General features: G+C 40.7%; 14 protein-coding genes. 2 read left to right on the top strand and 12 right to left on the bottom strand.

From position 1 onward, the window contains the following. Positions 1 to 90: 90 nt before the first annotated feature. The 3 genes from F902_RS13770 to F902_RS13780 form a co-directional block, all read right to left on the bottom strand. The gene (locus F902_RS13770; RefSeq protein ID WP_005204331.1) at positions 91 to 573 is read right to left on the bottom strand and encodes a DUF4124 domain-containing protein; all 483 of its coding nucleotides are present in this window, start codon (positions 571 to 573) and stop codon (positions 91 to 93) included. A gap of 257 nt (positions 574 to 830) precedes the next feature. After that, positions 831 to 5,336, bottom strand: a complete 4,506-nt coding sequence (locus tag F902_RS13775) for a translocation/assembly module TamB domain-containing protein (protein ID WP_005204333.1) — start codon at positions 5,334 to 5,336, stop codon at positions 831 to 833. 48 nt (positions 5,337 to 5,384) lie between these two features. Beyond that, positions 5,385 to 8,102, bottom strand: coding sequence for an autotransporter assembly complex protein TamA (locus F902_RS13780; protein ID WP_005204336.1), 2,718 nt, complete (start codon positions 8,100 to 8,102; stop codon positions 5,385 to 5,387). Positions 8,103 to 8,264: 162 nt separating this feature from the next. Here F902_RS13780 and F902_RS13785 point away from each other — a divergent pair, with 162 nt between their 5' ends. Further along, positions 8,265 to 9,584: an MFS transporter gene (locus tag F902_RS13785; RefSeq protein ID WP_017401942.1), complete on the top strand. Its 1,320-nt coding sequence runs from the start codon at positions 8,265 to 8,267 to the stop codon at positions 9,582 to 9,584. Between the two features lie 3 nt (positions 9,585 to 9,587). After that, entirely contained in the window at positions 9,588 to 10,223 is a 636-nt protein-coding gene (gene coq7 / locus F902_RS13790; RefSeq protein WP_005187762.1) for a 2-polyprenyl-3-methyl-6-methoxy-1,4-benzoquinone monooxygenase, read from the top strand. A gap of 59 nt (positions 10,224 to 10,282) precedes the next feature. Here the strand turns inward: coq7 and F902_RS13795 are convergent, their stop codons facing one another. From F902_RS13795 to F902_RS13835, 9 genes are all read right to left on the bottom strand, one after another. After that, a complete protein-coding gene (locus F902_RS13795; protein ID WP_005204341.1) occupies positions 10,283 to 10,744 on the bottom strand; it encodes a hypothetical protein in 462 nt (153 codons plus the stop codon). Between the two features lie 142 nt (positions 10,745 to 10,886). Beyond that, the gene (locus tag F902_RS13800; RefSeq protein WP_005204348.1) at positions 10,887 to 11,438 is read right to left on the bottom strand and encodes a DUF2799 domain-containing protein; all 552 of its coding nucleotides are present in this window, start codon (positions 11,436 to 11,438) and stop codon (positions 10,887 to 10,889) included. A gap of 40 nt (positions 11,439 to 11,478) precedes the next feature. Next, a complete protein-coding gene (locus F902_RS13805) occupies positions 11,479 to 11,913 on the bottom strand; it encodes a 2-amino-4-hydroxy-6-hydroxymethyldihydropteridine diphosphokinase (protein ID WP_005204349.1) in 435 nt (144 codons plus the stop codon). Continuing rightward, the gene (folB, locus tag F902_RS13810; protein ID WP_005204350.1) at positions 11,870 to 12,250 is read right to left on the bottom strand and encodes a dihydroneopterin aldolase; all 381 of its coding nucleotides are present in this window, start codon (positions 12,248 to 12,250) and stop codon (positions 11,870 to 11,872) included. Before folB ends, F902_RS13805 begins: the two co-directional genes overlap by 44 nt. A 26-nt stretch (positions 12,251 to 12,276) precedes the next feature. Then, the gene (locus F902_RS13815) at positions 12,277 to 13,575 is read right to left on the bottom strand and encodes an ABC1 kinase family protein (protein ID WP_004806458.1); all 1,299 of its coding nucleotides are present in this window, start codon (positions 13,573 to 13,575) and stop codon (positions 12,277 to 12,279) included. A gap of 56 nt (positions 13,576 to 13,631) precedes the next feature. After that, the gene (locus tag F902_RS13820; protein ID WP_277606981.1) at positions 13,632 to 14,360 is read right to left on the bottom strand and encodes a HesA/MoeB/ThiF family protein; all 729 of its coding nucleotides are present in this window, start codon (positions 14,358 to 14,360) and stop codon (positions 13,632 to 13,634) included. A 497-nt stretch (positions 14,361 to 14,857) separates the two neighbouring features. Then, positions 14,858 to 15,301 carry a hypothetical protein gene (locus F902_RS23125; protein WP_005204356.1) on the bottom strand — a complete coding sequence of 148 codons (444 nt, stop codon included), beginning with the start codon at positions 15,299 to 15,301 and terminating at the stop codon, positions 14,858 to 14,860. A gap of 57 nt (positions 15,302 to 15,358) precedes the next feature. Further along, a complete protein-coding gene (locus tag F902_RS13830; RefSeq protein ID WP_005204357.1) occupies positions 15,359 to 16,390 on the bottom strand; it encodes a lipase secretion chaperone in 1,032 nt (343 codons plus the stop codon). Positions 16,391 to 16,473: 83 nt separating this feature from the next. Further along, complete coding sequence (locus tag F902_RS13835) at positions 16,474 to 17,490, bottom strand: lipase family alpha/beta hydrolase (RefSeq protein ID WP_005204358.1); 1,017 nt, start codon at positions 17,488 to 17,490, stop codon at positions 16,474 to 16,476. Positions 17,491 to 17,571: the final 81 nt, after the last annotated feature.

The following is a 17,571-nucleotide window of genomic DNA, read 5'->3' on the forward strand; positions in this document are numbered from 1 at the left end:
TAATTTGATGCCCACCATCATACTGAAACTTGTTTATTTTGCAAAAAGGAAGCAGCTAAAAGCTTGCTTTCCGTAATAAAAACATACAAATCATTTGCTACAGCGCATGTTATTGCCTAACTTTTGACATTTTCCTCCATTGGCAGAGAGGTATGTCGTTCCTGCAACTAGATTATATGACTTGCCTTTCATATCCCAGCATCTAACTCCATTACAGTTTTTGACGGCGATAAGCACGTCACTTGTCGCAGTAAGATTGCCTGTGGCTGTTGTGGTCGTCGTTACAGGTTTAGTTGGTGTTGTTGCTGTAGTTGCAGTTACTGTTGTGATTTTTGGCTCTTTCGGTGCCGTTCCAGTTTGAGCAGTCGGCTGTTGTACTGTGGTAGCACTATTCTTTTTGATTGGATCGAGCTGAGGTTCTTGTCTTTGTACAGGTTGGGGCGTTGCTGAATAAGTGGTGACGCCTTTGGCATCGACCCACTTATAATATTCCTTGGCATTGACTTGGAGTGTCGAACTGAGGAGCACTAAGCCAAGCACTGCCCAAAGCTGACCAAAAGTGACAGATTTCATTTATTTCCTCCAAAAAATGTCATAAAATCGTTTATTTTCAATAGTTTATATTAATTCTATCACAATTCTTGTTTTCTAAAACCATCCGCTATGAAATCTGTTTAAAAATTCGCTCAGACCATTAACACATCTGTCCTCATTAATTTTTATGTGGATGCTTTTTTGGGAGGTTCAAGTAGTGTTACAACCATAAAAAAGAGGAACTATTTCATCGAAATAATTCCTCTTTCTGATTCTAAACCAAGCTTAAAGTATAGTTAGAATCGCCAGTTGTAGAATACGTCAATCGCACGTTCTAAGGACTGACTCGCTTCCAGATATAAACGACGGTTCATCTGATAACGCAAGGTCAACTTATTCACTGGGGTAAATACACCAATACCATAACGAATAAACAGATCAGGCGTAATATAGCCTGTCAGACTCACCTGCGTATCATCACCTGTACCCTGTGCATCCAACGCCAAACCACTCAAACCAAAGGTACGACCAATCTGGTTGGTCAAGGCACGCGTACCGCCTAAGCCCATACTGATACCCGCAGCAGCAATGGTGTTATTTACGTCAGACTTAAAGCCTTCAGTATTACTTAAACCACTGTTACCTTCATTAATACGACCTGTGAGTAAGGCATTCAAGGCTTCTTGCTCAGACAAACCTGCATCGTTATAAATCTGAATATTCGGCACAGTGGCTGTACCTGTGACACGCACGCCGACCATACTACCTTGAACCGGTTTATTGGCATCAATATCCAACGTCGGGTTGGCCAATGGTCCATTGAAACGTGCAATCGCTCGATTCAAATCAAGACTTTGACCATAGGCTTCAATCTTCACTTTTTGACTGACACCAATCGCACCATTGGCACGCATTGCAGTTTCTAAACCACGTTGCGATAAGTGCAAACGACCGACCAATGGAATGGTACTTTCAAAACCTTGGAAAATAACTTGGTTGCCTAAAGTCACAGTCATATCGGCACGGATATCCCACGGTTTAGCCGCTTTTAAAGTCGCCAGCAAGTCTTGGCCTTGTTGAACCACACGTACATCTGGTGACAGATTCACTACCGTCGCAGAACTTTCTGGCATCGAAATACGTGCACGTGGCACATCAACTTTCCCTTTCAGGCTTAATCTCTGATCAAAAGGATAAACATCCAAGCTTAAATCAGGTTCTACAATCGCCGTGATCATCGGTGCTTGGCGTACCAATAAGTTGTCGCCTTTCAGGGTCAGATTTAAATGTGGGTCATTCTTCCAATCAAAATTACCCTTCAAACGCCCAACACCCTGACCACTATTGAATGCGCCATCAATACTGGCAGATTGCTGGCGTATTGAGGAATAAAGCTGGATATTGCTTAAATTCACAGGCAGCGAGATCATCGAAATTGCGCCATTTTTCAAGCGCATCTCACCGACAAACTCAGGTTGAGTCAAGGTCCCATTCATTTTACCAGCCAAAGCCAAAGTCCCTGACATTGAACGTACGTCTTTAATAAACGGCTTAAAGACTTTCAACTGCACATCATTAAATGCAACTTCACCACGCATTGGCATATTGGCTTGGTACGGATTAACAATTACATTAGCATAACCTGTACCAATATCTGGTGTCTTCATATCGACACGTAATAACAAACCTTCGCTGATACTTTTTGCAATCAGACTCAACTCATCATAAGTGACCGTTGTCGCAGGATCTTGTGGATCATCCGCCGCCAATCCGATTTCACCTTTCTGAGTGACTAAACGAGCATCTAGTTTTGGATGACTACCCTGAGCCCAAGACGCTTTGGCATAGCCATTGAGTTGACCTGTAACCGCCAAACCTTCAGGCATAAATGCAGTAAAGTCTTTTAAATCCAGATTTTTGGTAATAAAGGAGAAGCTACCTTTGGCTTTGCTAAGGCGTGCAGGTTGATCCAGACATAACTGACTGCTCGAACTCTGCCAGCAATGTTGACCAACATACAATTCCTGTTGCGCCGTGGTATAGATAATCGGCGCACTTTGGTTTTGTACCAAACTGATATTACGCGAAGTAAAGTTACCTTTTTGCAATTGGCCTAACCAGTCGTTCTTCGGATTAAAACCACCCGCAAGTTGCAGATAGAAATTCGATTGACGGTTTTTGCTCTCCACCTTCAACACATGTGCCTTGCGTGTTCCTGCCAAGTTTACTGTCGCTTGTTCAATTTCACGATTGCCATTACGCAAACGATCTAAAGTTGCAGTCAGCTGAGTAGGTGTGGTTTCAGAAGTCGGTAATTCACCTTGCACTTTTAATGAACGAATCGTCACCAGATCATTAAAAGCAAAGTTATCAACCATCATATTTGCGGTTGCTTTTAAGCGTGGCTGCGACTGTACATTTAAGCTACCGTATGCACGACCACGTAAGCCCGGGTAAAGCTCATATAAAGCAGGCGCATTCAACTTAATGCGTAAGTTTTGCGCATTGCCTGTGGCTTGCAACTGGTTCTGTGCATAGGCAAAAAATAAGTCATTGGCTTCGAATTGTTGTGGCAAGAAACCTTGTTGATTCGAATCAAGCAATAAACTCAGATTACCACGACCACGAATCGGTTTATTATTCAGGAAGCCTGCAAGATTGAGCTGACGGATATCAATACGTTTCAGTTTATCGGACCAAACACCAAGTGTTTTAACTCGCCCAGAAACTTCACCTTTGACGCTTGATACAAAATATTGTGGTTTAAAACGTACTAGCGAGGCATCAATATCCCAACCTAATTTATCTTTGAGATTGACTGCACCCGTTGCAAAGATTTTGCCTGCCACACCATCATGATTAAGTTCATTGATCTTGATGTAATCAGGTGTCCCTGCAACCTTGATTTTTAATACGCCGTTACCTTGGTTTAATGCATTTAAAGAGCCATCATAATTGACTGCAAAACTCTTAAATCCACCACCTGCTTTTTCGTCATTAAAAATCAAGGCAGCCGTACTTTTCCCTTTGAGGGCAATGGTTTCTGTTTTATTGTCTTGTGGCAATTGCCCTGTTAAATCAATCTGTTCAAGCTGAATAATTTGTTGATTCGGCTTGGCAAAGCCAGTGGCTTTTATTGCACCATTTAATAAGTTAATCGGTGCAGCAGCGGCAACTGTTTGCGGATTAAAATCCTGAGCTTTAAGCTGAGCTTGCCATGAAAGCTGTTGCTTTTCGGTAGGCAGCTTAACTTTGGCCTGTCCCGACAAGCTGCCTTTTTCCGCCTCATAACGGAAGCTTTCCACATCTAATAGATCGCCTTTTACATCTAAACGCGCATCATATTTTCCTGTTGGTAACAAAGCTTGTTCATGAGGACGAATCGTTGTTGTGAGATAGATGTCTTGCTGGCCTTCTTTTAAGGTCAGGTTAGTATGACCTTCTTCACTACTGAGCCAGCCAATATATGGCATGGCACGGTCAATCCCTTTCCATGAAACATCCAGTAACATTGGTTGTGCTTTATTATCTTTTTCTTCCGCTTGGTCTAGCTTAACCGCCCAAGTTTCAAATTTATCAAATGCAAGTTGTGCGTTCAGCACCAAACCTTTTTCCATTGAACCTATAGAACTTAAATTCGCATCCAAATTTGGTGGCAAGAAATCTTGTGCAATTTGCGGTACGGTTTTGTCTTTCGGGTCTAAGCGCTCTAAGCGACCTTTAACATCCCAAGACACATGATCATGCCAGTTTACAAAACCCAGTAAGCTGACCACACCACCCATCAACTGGCCATTAAACTCACGGATATTCAATTGGTGAGTTAAATCAGTATCCATCTGTGCTGTATATTGACCCTCCGGCACTTGCTCGCCTTTTAGATCTGTATCCAACCTTAAAATCAGTTTTTGGATATCCCCATTAAATTTCGCAATACCGTCCTTAGCAAACAGCTTTTGATCTTTGAGTAATGGCAAATGATAGTTTTTAAAGAACAACTCACCATTCATCGGTACATGATCACGAACTGGATGGACGACCGCCCAACCTGTGAGCAGGTCTGGGGTACGTGTTGCAACCCCTACTTTTAAGGTATCTAAAGAACCTCTGGCAGCAACTTTAATGACATCAATATCTAGGCTTTTGAGTGATGGAATAATCAGGTCTGCTTTGGCATTGATTGGATATTTTCCACTAAAGTCCATTTCTCCCGTTGCATTTTGGACGGCCAAATACTCCATCTTCATGCGAGAGTCTTCGAACTTTAATTTGGTTTCTGACCATAAAGCATCTTTTAAATAAATATCGCTAAAATCGACTTTAGATGTTGTGGTTTGAAGTTGCAAATGGTCTAGGCTGGCTTCATCAACACGCAATACAAAAGGAAGTTTGATTGGATCAAATCCAAACGGTTTACCTGATGGTGGTTTCTTATCAAGAATTTTTAGATTACGAACATCGGCGTGGCTAAGATGCACTTCTTTCTTAAGAATCGCTCTCCACCCTAAAGACACATCGGCACGGTCTAAAGAAACGTCAATTCCTTCCAGTCGTACCAACACATTTTTTAAGATAATGCCTGAAAGCAGATTACCGCTTTCATATTCGTATTTAATGGTTTTCTGGCTTTGAAGTACACGGTCTAATAGAAAACGGCTCCCCTTATCCGTTGACATCATCACAACCAAAGAGCTGACCAATAATAAAAGAATGATCAGCACAATCAGCACAACATTTCGAGCAATGCGCCGCGGTGGTCTTGGTTTTGTTGGAGGGGTAAGTTGCTGTTCTACTTCCGTCATAATCAACCCGAGATTGTTTGCCCTGATCAAACACAGGGCTAAAAAGTTTTAAAGCTGTGGACCAATAAAGAAATGCAATCGAATTGGATTGTTATCATTAGAAATACCCGATGCGATATCTAATCGAATTGGTCCAATTGGCGATCTCCAGCGGATGCCCACACCCACACTATATTCGGTTGGGTTGCTAAATTGTTTGTCATAAGCGTTACCAAAGTCCGAGAACACAGCAGCACGCCAGCCATCTTTAAATTGATAATTATATTCTAAGGAGCCAACACCTAAGGCTTGACCACCTATCTTATAGCCATTTTCTTCAGGTGATAAGCTCTTATAGTCGAAACCACGCAAAGACTGATCACCACCAGTAAAGAAGCGCAAGTTATAAGGAACTTTATTAAAGTCATCGGTGAAAATATAACTTGCATCGCCACGACCGACAAATTGATGATTGTCATTTTCACCCAAGGAATAGATGAAGCGCCAACCTGCACTTACAATTGCCATATTGGCATCGGAGAGTAAAGATTCAGTCCCCAATTCGACTTTATAAGTCTGTTTAAATCCACGGGTTGGATTTAAACGGGTATTGGTATTGGTTTTTGATGCTTCATAACCCAATAGCAAAGATTCTTGCTCAGAATCAATTCCTGAAACTTTAAAAGCATCAGGTAATTCATCAACATTGACATCACCTTTTTTGGTGAGGCGGTCTAAACGATAACGTAAACCAAAAGTATGTTGCCAATCACCCAATGGATTCTTAATTACACGCTCACCACCCAGTACCGCTGATTCAACCAATAAGTTGACATCTGGACCAATATCGTCACGGGTTTCACGTTCATAACCGCCCACAAGGTTAAAGTAGTCATTTAATGGATGTTTATACGGAATGCTATAACGACCATCAATCGATTGACGGATTTCTGAAACCTCAACGTTGGCATCGAAAGAATGCCCATATTTATTGACGATGGCACGGCGGTACTGAGTACGAATACGTGCACCCGTATCTGTACCATAACCAATACCTGTTTCAAGACTATTTAAACGATCGGCATTCAGCGTCACCACAACAGGAATTTTGCGTTCTACCCGTGCTTGCTCTTCTAGTTTTTGACGTTCTTCATCGTCATCATCATGTGCAGGGGGCATTGGCATTGAACGAGCCAAAGCATAAGGTTGTGCAGGTTCAGCACCTGAAAATTGCGATTCATCCACGACATCCTGCGTCACTTCTTGCGCAGAGGTAATTTTTGCACGCGCAATATCTGCTTTTTGTTGACTGCTCATCAATTGTGATTCTTGCACACGTTGCTGATCAACTAAAGCTTGCAAGTCAGGTGGTAAATCAAGAGGCGGTTGAATGGCATCTGGCTTGATCGTATCAACCAAGGTATAGTTAAAATAACGCGAGTTGGTTAAGTTGTTCGCCAATGCATTGACACGCCAGAAGGCATAATCATCACCTTCTTTCCATGGTGCCAAACTATCTAAAACCTTCTGAGTGAGTGGCAACGGCTTGCTTGGATCACTCATCCGATACTCAACTTGCTTTAATTTATAACGCTCACCTGTTTCATAATTTAAATTAATCTCAGCTGTTTTTTCAGGCTGACTAATTTTGACATCATGCAATCGCCAAAAAGCATCGAAATAACCATTGTCCGAAGCCACCGTGGTAATTTTAGTTTTGGTTGCTTCATATGAACCGTGATTAAAAATATCACCGACATCTTGTTCTGGAATTAATCGAATCACTTGGAATTGCGGTGTATTAGCACCTGCACCAGTAAATTCAATATTTTGTTCTTTAATCTTTACCGGTTCATTCGGCACCACAATGACTTTTACTTTGCTTTCACTTTCTTTTACAAAGGTATAAGTGGCATTGTAATAACCTACTGCTTGCGCTGCCTGATTGGTCAAAGCACGCAGTTGCGGTAAGGCAACATTAAAATCTTCAAAGGATTCTTGAGTGAAGCTAGATAGCTTGGCTTTGATATTCAGTGCCAAAATCGCAGGTGCACCCGTCACATCTGCAGAAATACGTGGAATTTTGTCCGTATTGAGTAAATTATCTGGGCGGAAACGATTCACAATTCGCTTAAAGAATCCAACTTTTTCCTGTGGTTGATCAGACTTAGGTTGCAAATCAGCTAATGTTTTACCTGTTTCATTGGCCTCAACCACGATTTTACTGTCTGCTTGGATCTCACCCATCAACTGGTCAATATTCAGCGGTGCTTGCTTGATTTCCGTCAGTTCCGTCTGTGATGCATCAGCAATGATAGGTTCAGGATTTCTTGCCGTATTTTCGCGATATGCTTGTGCTTCATTTTTCGCATCTTCAGCAACACGGAAGATTTCATTTGCCATCCCCTGATCCACTGGAATCACAGGCAAATTTTCTAAATTGTCATCCAACTGAATCGGTTTCAATTCGTTAATTTGGTTAGTGGATTGTTCTTGTTCTTTTAATGCAGCCAAACTGTCTTGCCCTGGCAATACCCCTTGATCAGCAAGATTGATTGCTGGAACCATCGGCGCGGCCGCTGCAACGGCCAATTCGACCGGTTGTTCCGTCTGTTCAGCTGCCTGATTTTCAGACACAGTTGAATTTTGTTCTTGAGCATAAGCAACTGATATACAAGAACTAATTAAAAAACCACTACAAATAAGTTTAGGAAAACCCTGCATTTTAAAAATTAAATGCATAGAATGAACCAGTGTCGACTGTTTAAACTTCGTTTTAGATGGCATGTAAAACTCTAAATTTGTTTTTTAATTTATCGTTTTTGATGGGTGAAATAACTTCAAATCTTTGATTTTTCATCCAATCAGACATAGGTATCATACATGCATTTCATCACATTTTTACAGTTCGTCACATTTTTTTATAAATCACAATGAAGTGAACACACGATGAAACAAGACGAGCACTTAATGACTTCGCGTCGGTTCGCCCCGATGTTTTTCACTCAGTTCTTTGGCGCACTTAATGATAATGTTTATAAGCAAGCGCTGCTGTTAGTTATTACCTATGGCTGGATTCAACAACAAAGTGTCCCTGTCAGTACCCTCAATAATTTAGCTGCCTTATTATTTATTTTGCCCTACTTTTTCTTTTCAGCGACTGCTGGTCAAATTGCAGATAAATACGAGCGCTCGCAACTAATTCGCTTCATTAAAATATTAGAAATCGTGATCATGTTAATTGGTACTGCTGGCTTCCTGCTCGGGAATTTGTGGCTACTGCTGTTCGCCTTGTTTTTAATGGGTACTCACTCAACCTGTTTTGGCCCAATCAAATATGCGATTTTGCCTGAAATACTAAAACCACAAGAACTCATGTCAGGTAATGCCTTGTTTCAGTCAGGTACATCGATTGCGATTTTACTGGGGATGATTTTAGGTGGTGCCGTGATTGCCACGTCTGAAGGTAACTTACTTTGGATTAGTATTACGGTCGTGGCGATTGCATGCTTAGGCTATTTATGTAGTCGTTTTATTCTGCCTCAAAAAGTTGCTGCACCCGATTTAAAAATTGATTGGAACTTTATTCGTACTAGTTTTCAAACCATCAAATATGCCAAAAGCATCCCTGTCGTATTTGTAATTTTGCTAGGCAACTCATGGTATTGGTTCTATGGTGCAACCTACCTAACCCAGATTCCGCAATTGACTCAACAAAACCTGCATGCTTCAGAAAATGTGGTGAGCCTATTACTCACCTTTTTCTCGGTCGGTATTGGTGTCGGTTCTTTGCTTTGCCGAAAAATTGGTGGGTCAGACATTAATATTAAGATGGTGCCCTATGGCGCAATTGGTTTAACCGTTTTCGCGCTATATCTGGCAGCAAGTCTAGCCTTTGTACCTGAGCGTACAGGTGACTTACTCAGCTTAAAAGATATGTTTACGCTCGGTGCAGTCTATTATCATGTGATGTTGGCAGTGACTTTACTGGGCATTAGTGGTGGATTTTATATTGTGCCACTCTATGCCATGATGCAGGCCTATTCACCACGCTCACACCGAGCGCGAGTTGTGGCAGCAAATAACATTTTAAATGCTGTATTTATGGTCTCTTCCGCAGTTTTCTCGATTTTAATCTTAAGCATTTTAAAAATTGATATTAAAATCTTATTTACCATTACCGCTGTTTTAAGTGCAATTTTTTCATTTTGGTTATTAAAACGCCTAAAACCTTTATTGGAAAATGCTCCCAATACTTTAGAGGATTAATCTATGCGTCATTACACAGGTCTCGATAAAGTAATTCATTCTTTTGATCAAGCCTTACGTAGTTTGGTACCAGGCGCGACCAGTGCTCAACGGACCAATCCTGCCAATGATGAACCATCACAACTTTGTGTCAGTGATGCCCGTCATGTTGCAGGCTTGATGCGAGTTAATCATAGTGGTGAAGTCTGTGCTCAAGCGCTTTATCATGGTCAAGCACTCACTGCAAAATTACCGCATGTCCGTGAAGAAATGCAGCAAGCCGCGATTGAAGAACAAGACCATTTAGCTTGGTGTGAAGATCGCTTAAAAGAATTAGATAGCCACACCAGTGTGTTAAATCCAATTTGGTATGGCTTGTCGTATGGTATGGGCGCGATTGCAGGGATTGCAGGCGACAAATATAGCTTAGGTTTTGTGGCAGAAACGGAACGTCAAGTTAGTCAGCACCTACAGGAACATATCCAACAACTTCCTGCACATGATGAACGTTCACGTAAAATTTTAGTCCAGATGAATGAAGATGAATTGCATCATCGCGATACCGCCTTAGAAGCAGGTGGTGTGGACTTACCTGCACCTGTACGGATTACCATGACTGCCATTTCAAAACTCATGACTAAAACCAGTTATTATCTTTAAGTTATCCAAGGGAATTATTGCGAGGTAATTCCCTTTTCTTTTAACTGACAAGATCAAAATTAACGAAATACAATTTTGCCTTTATCAGTCGAATAACGGTCATTCCAAAAGCTCTGCGACTGCTTATCTAAATCTGTAAAAATCGTGTAGTCGATTTTACCTTGTCTAAAACTCAACTGATCATTCTTCTTTACTGCAATAACACGCGTGTCATTCACCCAAACCCGCTGCTGCGGATCAATTTTAATCAGAGCCAAAGTTGTGCCATCTGATCTTTCCGCAATCCACTGTGGTTGCTGCGTTGTTGCTGATGCACTCGGGCTTAATACCTCCGTCTGCTCGACAAATCCCGCCTTGCTATTTTCCTCTTTGCTTTTCGTTATATCACAGCCCTGTACTTCACTGACTTGGGTACAACCCGATTGTTCTAATTGTTGTCTATATTTGGCATCAATTGCATAGGCTGAGTTCATGCTGCCATAGAGGATAATCCCTAGAGCAATAAGTAACTTGGCTTGCATAAATAATTCCTTCATTATTCGCTTGTTATCTATTTAAACATCCCTGTATACATGCGTATGTAACTCAAGTGTGTTTCGTCACAAACAAAAATCCATAGACGCAACCATGGATTTTTTTAAATCATCACTTAAGCATCACTGTTTAATACAAACCATGTTCGGCCTTAAAGCGTTCTAGATTTCGAACAGCTTGATGGTAACGTGACTGTACCCAGCTGCTATTGATGCGCAAATCATATAAACGTTTTTGATAATCATCCCGTACTTTGCTTGAAAGATCTTTCCGTTCCAGCTCTTTCAAATAACGGTTCATATCATTTTGAGAACGATTAAGCTCCGAATCTGCTTGATAGTATTCATTAGCCACTTGATAGTAGCTGCGTAAGGATTCACGTTTTTCGACTGGACAAACACGAATATCACCACGACCTTCGAGCGCTTCACTAAAGATAATCTCGGGTCGGCAATAATAGCCGAGACCTTTTTGATAGCCTTGTTCATAGAGTTTTTGATTGGGCACAATATTGGCTTTTTGACAAGAAGAATAATATTTGTCTAAACGGGATTCATGCCCATCGGAGCCATCTCTTTCGCCCACATTAAACCAATTTGCTGTTTTGCATTGCTCGACACTCATGGCCGCACAACCCGAAAGTAAAACCGTTAAAGTCGACAAAATTAAAATAAGTTTCATAAAAAACTTCCTATTATTATAGTGTTACTTTATCAAAGTATTACATTGTAATGACAGGATAATGCATGCTTTGAAGATAGGCTAAATCTGTATGCTGCCATAAATCATATAAAGGAATTTTTACATCCAAAGCCAATGGTAACTTTTTTGGATTAAATTGCATATGATCTAAAGTTTCACCCCACGCAATCACATCAATATCCAAACTAATATGATGTGATGGACGAACTCGACCTGATTGTGCTTCTAATTTTTTAAGAATTTCTGTCACTTCATCGACACAAAGCCGACTCTTTAATAGGCAGGCAGAATTCCAATAATCAGCCCCGATCCCGTCTCGACATGGAATTTCATAAATCGGAGAAAATTCCACTGTGCCCAAACTTGCGAGCTGCTCATAGGCAAAAGTGAAATTTTGTTGCTGCTGAACATTACTCGCCAGTGCGAGCGCAAAAATTGTTTCTGTTGCGTTCAAGGCGAATTCCTACTGCATTGGCTTGTGCAATGATGGCGGGTTTGCGAATGGTGATACTGATCGATTCGATCGAGGGGAAAGTGGTAAATAGACATTCAAGTACCAATTGTGCGGCGTGCTCAATCAGTTTCGGTTTCGCCTCTTGTATAACTTGGGCTGCAAGCTCACAAAGCTGCGCATAGTTGAGCGTATCTTCTAGCTCATCCGAATAGGCAGCGTGTGATAGATCATTATGAATGGTGAGATCTAGCATTAAAGGTTGAATAATCTGGCGTTCCCAATTGAAACAGCCAACCACAGTATCAACCTTCAACCCTTCAATTATAATGACATCCATAATGACCTAATGAACCGATAAATAAATTAATGCTTTAAAAACGAAGCAGGTTCAATATTGTGAACCATTTTTAAACGTTGGTCAGCATAAATATCGGTATATGGTGCGAGAACACGCATGAAACGATCAAAATATAGCATTTGCTTGAATAACAAGGCGAAGTCGCGTGGGAATTTGATGCCGTGACGCTCACCTACAGCCACCATATCCATCATGATGTCATTCAAATCTGCAGGATTGGAACTGAGAATTTCTTGAGGATCTGCCAATAACACACCACTAAATAAGCGCTCTAAATCATCAGCCAATACTTGGGTATCAATTTTCTGATGAGTCATGCCCATTTTCAGCATGTTTTCAGCCATTGCGTTGTAATTAGTATGCTGTAAAGCATCCATAAACGCCATACATGCTGTCCATACTTCAGGGTTTAGCTGTCCAACAATACCGAAATCAATAAAACCAATACGCCCATCTTCAAGCAGCATCAGATTGCCTGCATGTAAATCCGCATGGAAACTCTTACATAGCATTAAGCTGCCAAACCACGTATTCATCGCAGTAATCAATACTTGCGTCGGGTCTTTGGCATATTGTTTCACCACATCAAAGTCAGTCAATGACACACCATATAAACGCTGCATAGTGAGCACACGGCGAGTCGAAAACTGGTGATAAACTTTTGGTGCAGTTGCCGCTTGGTTACCAGACACATTTAAGTACTGAATAAAGTCATCTAAGTTCTGGGCCTCTTCAATAAAATCAACTTCACGTACCATCCGTGTTTTGATCTCATCCACAATTTCAGAAAGCGATGCAAACTTGATTTTTGGTACAGCTTTTTCTAAAAGTTTTGTCGCCCAATGCACTACATTTAAGTCGGTATATAAAATGGTTTCGACACCAGGTTTTTGAACTTTTAATACCACATCTTCGCCAGTGACTAATCGAGCGGCATGGACTTGTGCAATTGAGGCGGAAGCCAAAGGTTTTTCATCAATAAAACTGAAAATCTCATTGAGATTACGACCTTCAAACTCTTCAGCTAATACTTTTTGAATATAGCTAAACGGTAAAGTCGGGGTTTGATCTAAACAGCCTTGGAATTCCTGAACATATTCGCGGGGGAATAAAGACGGCGTACTGGCAATAAATTGCCCCAGTTTGATATAAGTCGAACCAAGCGACTCAAAGGTCTCACGCATAAGTTTGGCGTTGCTTGGTTTTTCAGTTGCATATTTCACACCTGCTTGTGCTGCAACCACCACTGTTTCACCAATACGTGCAACAGATCGTAATCCATCGAATAAAATATTTCTTTTCATAATCTTTCTTGCCTCACAGATGGCATTAGTTTAGCAAATTTTGCTCAATTTACCGATCAAGTTGCCTGACAAACTGGACAATTTACATCTTTTTCAAATTTAAGAATGCGTTGCGATAGATTTAAGCCATTCCAAAGCAATAATTTTTGCTTCAATGGCGTCAGACCAAGCCCTAAAAACAGCAAAGTGTGATGTGCTTGTAATGACGCCATCATTACAGGTGTAGTTGCCAATACGCCAGACTCTGCACAGCGCAGCCCTTCATTGGCATGCTCTTCTTTTGGAAAGAGGCATTCATAACAGGCTGAATCAGCATCCACCATAAACATCTGCCCCTCAAAACCAATTGCTGACGCACTGATGAGTGGGACTTGATGCTTTTTACATACTGTATTGACCAGATAACGGGTGGTAAAATTATCGCAACCATCTAAGACTACATCTTGATGCTGTACAAGTTCATCAGCATTCGTTTCATCGAATCGTATATTTTGATAACTGACCTGTATATGCGGATTAATGTCTTGTAGATGTTTGGCCAATATTTCGGCTTTGTACCGACCTAAATCATTTGCTGTAAATGCGATTTGTCTTTGTAGATTACTTATTTCAATGGTATCAGCATCGACAATCGTAATCTTGCCCACACCTGCGCGTGCCAATAGCTCAGCACTGGTACAACCAATCCCGCCTGCTCCGATGATCAGTACATTGGCGAGTTTTAGTTTTTCTTGTGCTTCGATATCCCAACCATCTAATAAAATCTGACGACTATAGAGATGCATTTCCTCATTACTTAGCTCAAATTCGTTTTCTAAATGGTCTGACACGTGACTTGCTTCTTTATCATCAAGGGTAATGCTGATTTTAAGTCGATGTCGGATTTGAGGAAAGTAATAAATTGGAACGAACACTGTTTTCTTTTGACAAAAAGCTATTTTTACCCCAATATTTTTCTTACTCTTTAACAGCTTAATAAAATCAATAAGTTACTATATCAGTTAAAAACTTTGGGTATTTCTGCCTTTTTGGATATAACTTGATGTTTTAGCTTATATTATTTTCATTATTTTATAGTTCATGACGGCATACGTCATTTAGAAAATGCATTTCTAAAGCTTGGTTTACTTGCTACAGTTCATGACGGCATACGTCATTTAGAAAACTTGTCGTCGGAATGGGTAAGTTACAAGGGCGTTCATGACGGCATACGTCATTTAGAAAAAGAGATTGAGAATTTAGACAATCCAACTGCGGTTCATGACGGCATACGTCACATAAATTAATGTTCTAACTGGAGATAAGATTTAAACTGAAAACCACGATGTATCAAAGCGTTTAAAGAAATAGGAAATCGAATTCTGGCAGTTTGTAATACGTGAAGAACCCATGTTTTTTCAGCTAAAAATTCAAATAAGATTTTATCATCACATATCCTCGGACCAGTAAAGATATCAGTCTGATAAGCCAGTCCTATCCATAATGACTCCAACAATATATTTTTATCCAGATCGACTAAGGCCAAAGTTAAAGTTTCTTCAAAGATACAATCATGGCTAAGGAAAAGAAGATAGCAGTGAGAATATACACAAACCACACCTTCTAACACTTTACCCTCAACCATAACCCCTGTGTTTTCCCCCTTAATCATCACTTCAGACTGAGGCAAACACTTATCTGTCATATCTTGGATCAATGCTAAACCAATATAATCAGCCACATACATATTCAACTTTGCCTAATAAAATGATTACCGATTATATTTCCATCTATTACTTTGACTCTACTTCCGATCATGCATCATTTCATAAGACTGCGCTCTTAATAAATCTTCTTTAGTTCCAAATGATTGATTGCGTAATTGATTAATCGACTGCTGTTTACTGGCATCACTTGCATCACTTTTTAAAATTTGGTCACGTGCTGCCAAATATCCATTCACCTGCGTTTGCCATCCGGCTTCTTCTTGATCAACCTTTTCCAAACGATCCGCCGCTTCAGGCCCTAATAAACTTTCACGCATATTGCGCAGCTCTTGTGCTGAACCACCGTTTTCCCGAACTTCTTGAGTCAACTGCTGCAACTCAGCAAATTGCATCGAAACCCGAACGCCATCAGCCAAAGTTGTTGGAAGTTGATCAATCAATTTCGCCAATTCAGCCGCCTTTTGCTGAGCGGTCAGGGTTTTATTGGCATGAATACGCATTTGATCGATATTAAACTGGTTCAAATTACGTTCATTACCAAATAAAGCATTGATCTCAGCGGCATTAAAAAATTGCTGTTGTACTTTGTACATCTGCTCAATCACTTTTTGATAACCATCAATATCACCAGTTTTAAAATTACCCGTCGGTTTGATATTTTTTAAGGCGTGGGTATAGGCGACATATTGATCTAGCAAATAACTGGCATAACTTGAAGCCGTGTCAGGTAAAGTCGCACTGAGATACTGTCGAATATCTGCAATCAGTTCCGTTTCAGTTTTTTCACCTAAACTAGAAAAGAAATAATCAAAACAACTGCGAATTCCAACGGTTAAAATCAATTTACCATCGGCATCAACCTGAATCGGACAGTCAATTTCAGTGCCTCGCAATGAAGATGCCAATTCAGGCATTTTGCCTTTTTGATTATGCTGCGGACCTGCCTCTAAGCCATTTTCTGAGACCTGTGATTGAGCCTGTTGATTCGGCGCATGCTGGCTATTTTGAGGATCTGGTTTAAATATCCAATAGATTAAAGCCAATAAGAGCAATAAACATGCGATTAAAACTATACTAATGGTTTTATTATTCAAAAATTTACCGTTCATCATCCCTTGCTCTATTTATCATTCTTTCTTTGTTTGAACCGTTAAAACCAAAGGAGCAACGAATTGCTCCTTTGGTAAATGAATTATAAACCTTGATTTTTTAAACGATTTGCTTGAGTACGATAAGGTGTTACTGGGTTCTGTAAGAATCCAACCAAACCGAGAATCTGATTCACTTCATCCAAATGGTTAAATGCATAATTGTCACGAATCACGGTGCCCAAATGACTCGAACAACGTGGCACCAAGCCATCATTTTCACCAGAAATCAGTAAAGAAGTTGCTGTTAATGCATAATCCATTGGATCTAAAGCATTGGTAAATGGACTGGTTCCACTCCATGAATAATAACGTACACCATTGACCAGTTCTGTTCCTGAACCACAAGCTGTGGTTGGTACACCTGCTGGAAAACGTTGGTTAAAGTTTGCTGAACCGCTAGTGGTTAATGAATTTAAGCCCGCCAGTGCATCTTGATCATAATAATGTCCTGAACCAATCCCCACCAATGAGAAGAAGGCATTTACCCCTGCTGCGATCACGGGTGCGAGTACTGGACCCACAGGTGACTTAACCACTGAGTCAACCACATCTGCAACATCTGAACCTTTGGTTGGACCACCCACTGCTGTGACTGAAGCAACTTTGTTCGGCAACAAACTTGCGACATAACGAACCGATTGAGAGCCATGACTATGGCCAATTAAGTTAATTTTCTCCGCACCTGTAATTGCCAATACTTGCTTCGCCTGTAGCAACAATTGCTCGCCGCGTACTTCCGATGAATTAAAAGAAGCTTGCTGTGCAACGAATACATTCGCACCATTACCCACCAAGTCCTCGGTAATGCCATTCCAATATTGCAAAGGACCAACAGCAGAGAAGCCTGCCATCCCGTGCGCAAGTAGAATTGGATACTTGGTTTTTGCATAGCTTGATGTAACACTGGTGCTACCGCCGACTGAACAAGAGTTCACATTACAGTTTTGCCATGATGCTTTTGGTGCAAAAAAATCGAACAAACCTGCATGTACCACAGATCCACTACTCACCAATATGCCCGCCATTAGCGCCATGACATTTAAATATTTTTTCTTCACGTTTTGCTCCTAGCATTTTTCATTTTTATTACAACGATTTAGTCTTTTTCTTCGTATCTGGAATCATTCCGAGCATACAAA

The organism is Acinetobacter higginsii (assembly GCF_000369525.1).
In the GTDB taxonomy this organism is placed as follows: Bacteria; Pseudomonadota; Gammaproteobacteria; order Pseudomonadales; family Moraxellaceae; genus Acinetobacter; species Acinetobacter higginsii.

Excerpts from the sequence above, each read along its gene's own strand:
- F902_RS13795 (WP_005204341.1), bottom strand. The coding sequence starts at position 10,744 with ATGCAAGCCAAGTTACTTATTGCTCTAGGGATTATCCTCTATGGCAGC.
- F902_RS13815 (WP_004806458.1), bottom strand. The coding sequence starts at position 13,575 with ATGAAAAGAAATATTTTATTCGATGGATTACGATCTGTTGCACGTATT.
- F902_RS13830 (WP_005204357.1), bottom strand. The coding sequence starts at position 16,390 with ATGAACGGTAAATTTTTGAATAATAAAACCATTAGTATAGTTTTAATC.
- F902_RS13820 (WP_277606981.1), bottom strand. The coding sequence starts at position 14,360 with ATGCATCTCTATAGTCGTCAGATTTTATTAGATGGTTGGGATATCGAA.
- F902_RS13785 (WP_017401942.1), top strand. The coding sequence starts at position 8,265 with ATGAAACAAGACGAGCACTTAATGACTTCGCGTCGGTTCGCCCCGATG.
- F902_RS13770 (WP_005204331.1), bottom strand. The coding sequence starts at position 573 with ATGAAATCTGTCACTTTTGGTCAGCTTTGGGCAGTGCTTGGCTTAGTG.
- F902_RS23125 (WP_005204356.1), bottom strand. The coding sequence starts at position 15,301 with ATGTATGTGGCTGATTATATTGGTTTAGCATTGATCCAAGATATGACA.
- F902_RS13800 (WP_005204348.1), bottom strand. The coding sequence starts at position 11,438 with ATGAAACTTATTTTAATTTTGTCGACTTTAACGGTTTTACTTTCGGGT.
- coq7 (WP_005187762.1), top strand. The coding sequence starts at position 9,588 with ATGCGTCATTACACAGGTCTCGATAAAGTAATTCATTCTTTTGATCAA.
- F902_RS13775 (WP_005204333.1), bottom strand. The coding sequence starts at position 5,336 with ATGACGGAAGTAGAACAGCAACTTACCCCTCCAACAAAACCAAGACCA.
- F902_RS13780 (WP_005204336.1), bottom strand. The coding sequence starts at position 8,102 with ATGCCATCTAAAACGAAGTTTAAACAGTCGACACTGGTTCATTCTATG.
- folB (WP_005204350.1), bottom strand. The coding sequence starts at position 12,250 with ATGGATGTCATTATAATTGAAGGGTTGAAGGTTGATACTGTGGTTGGC.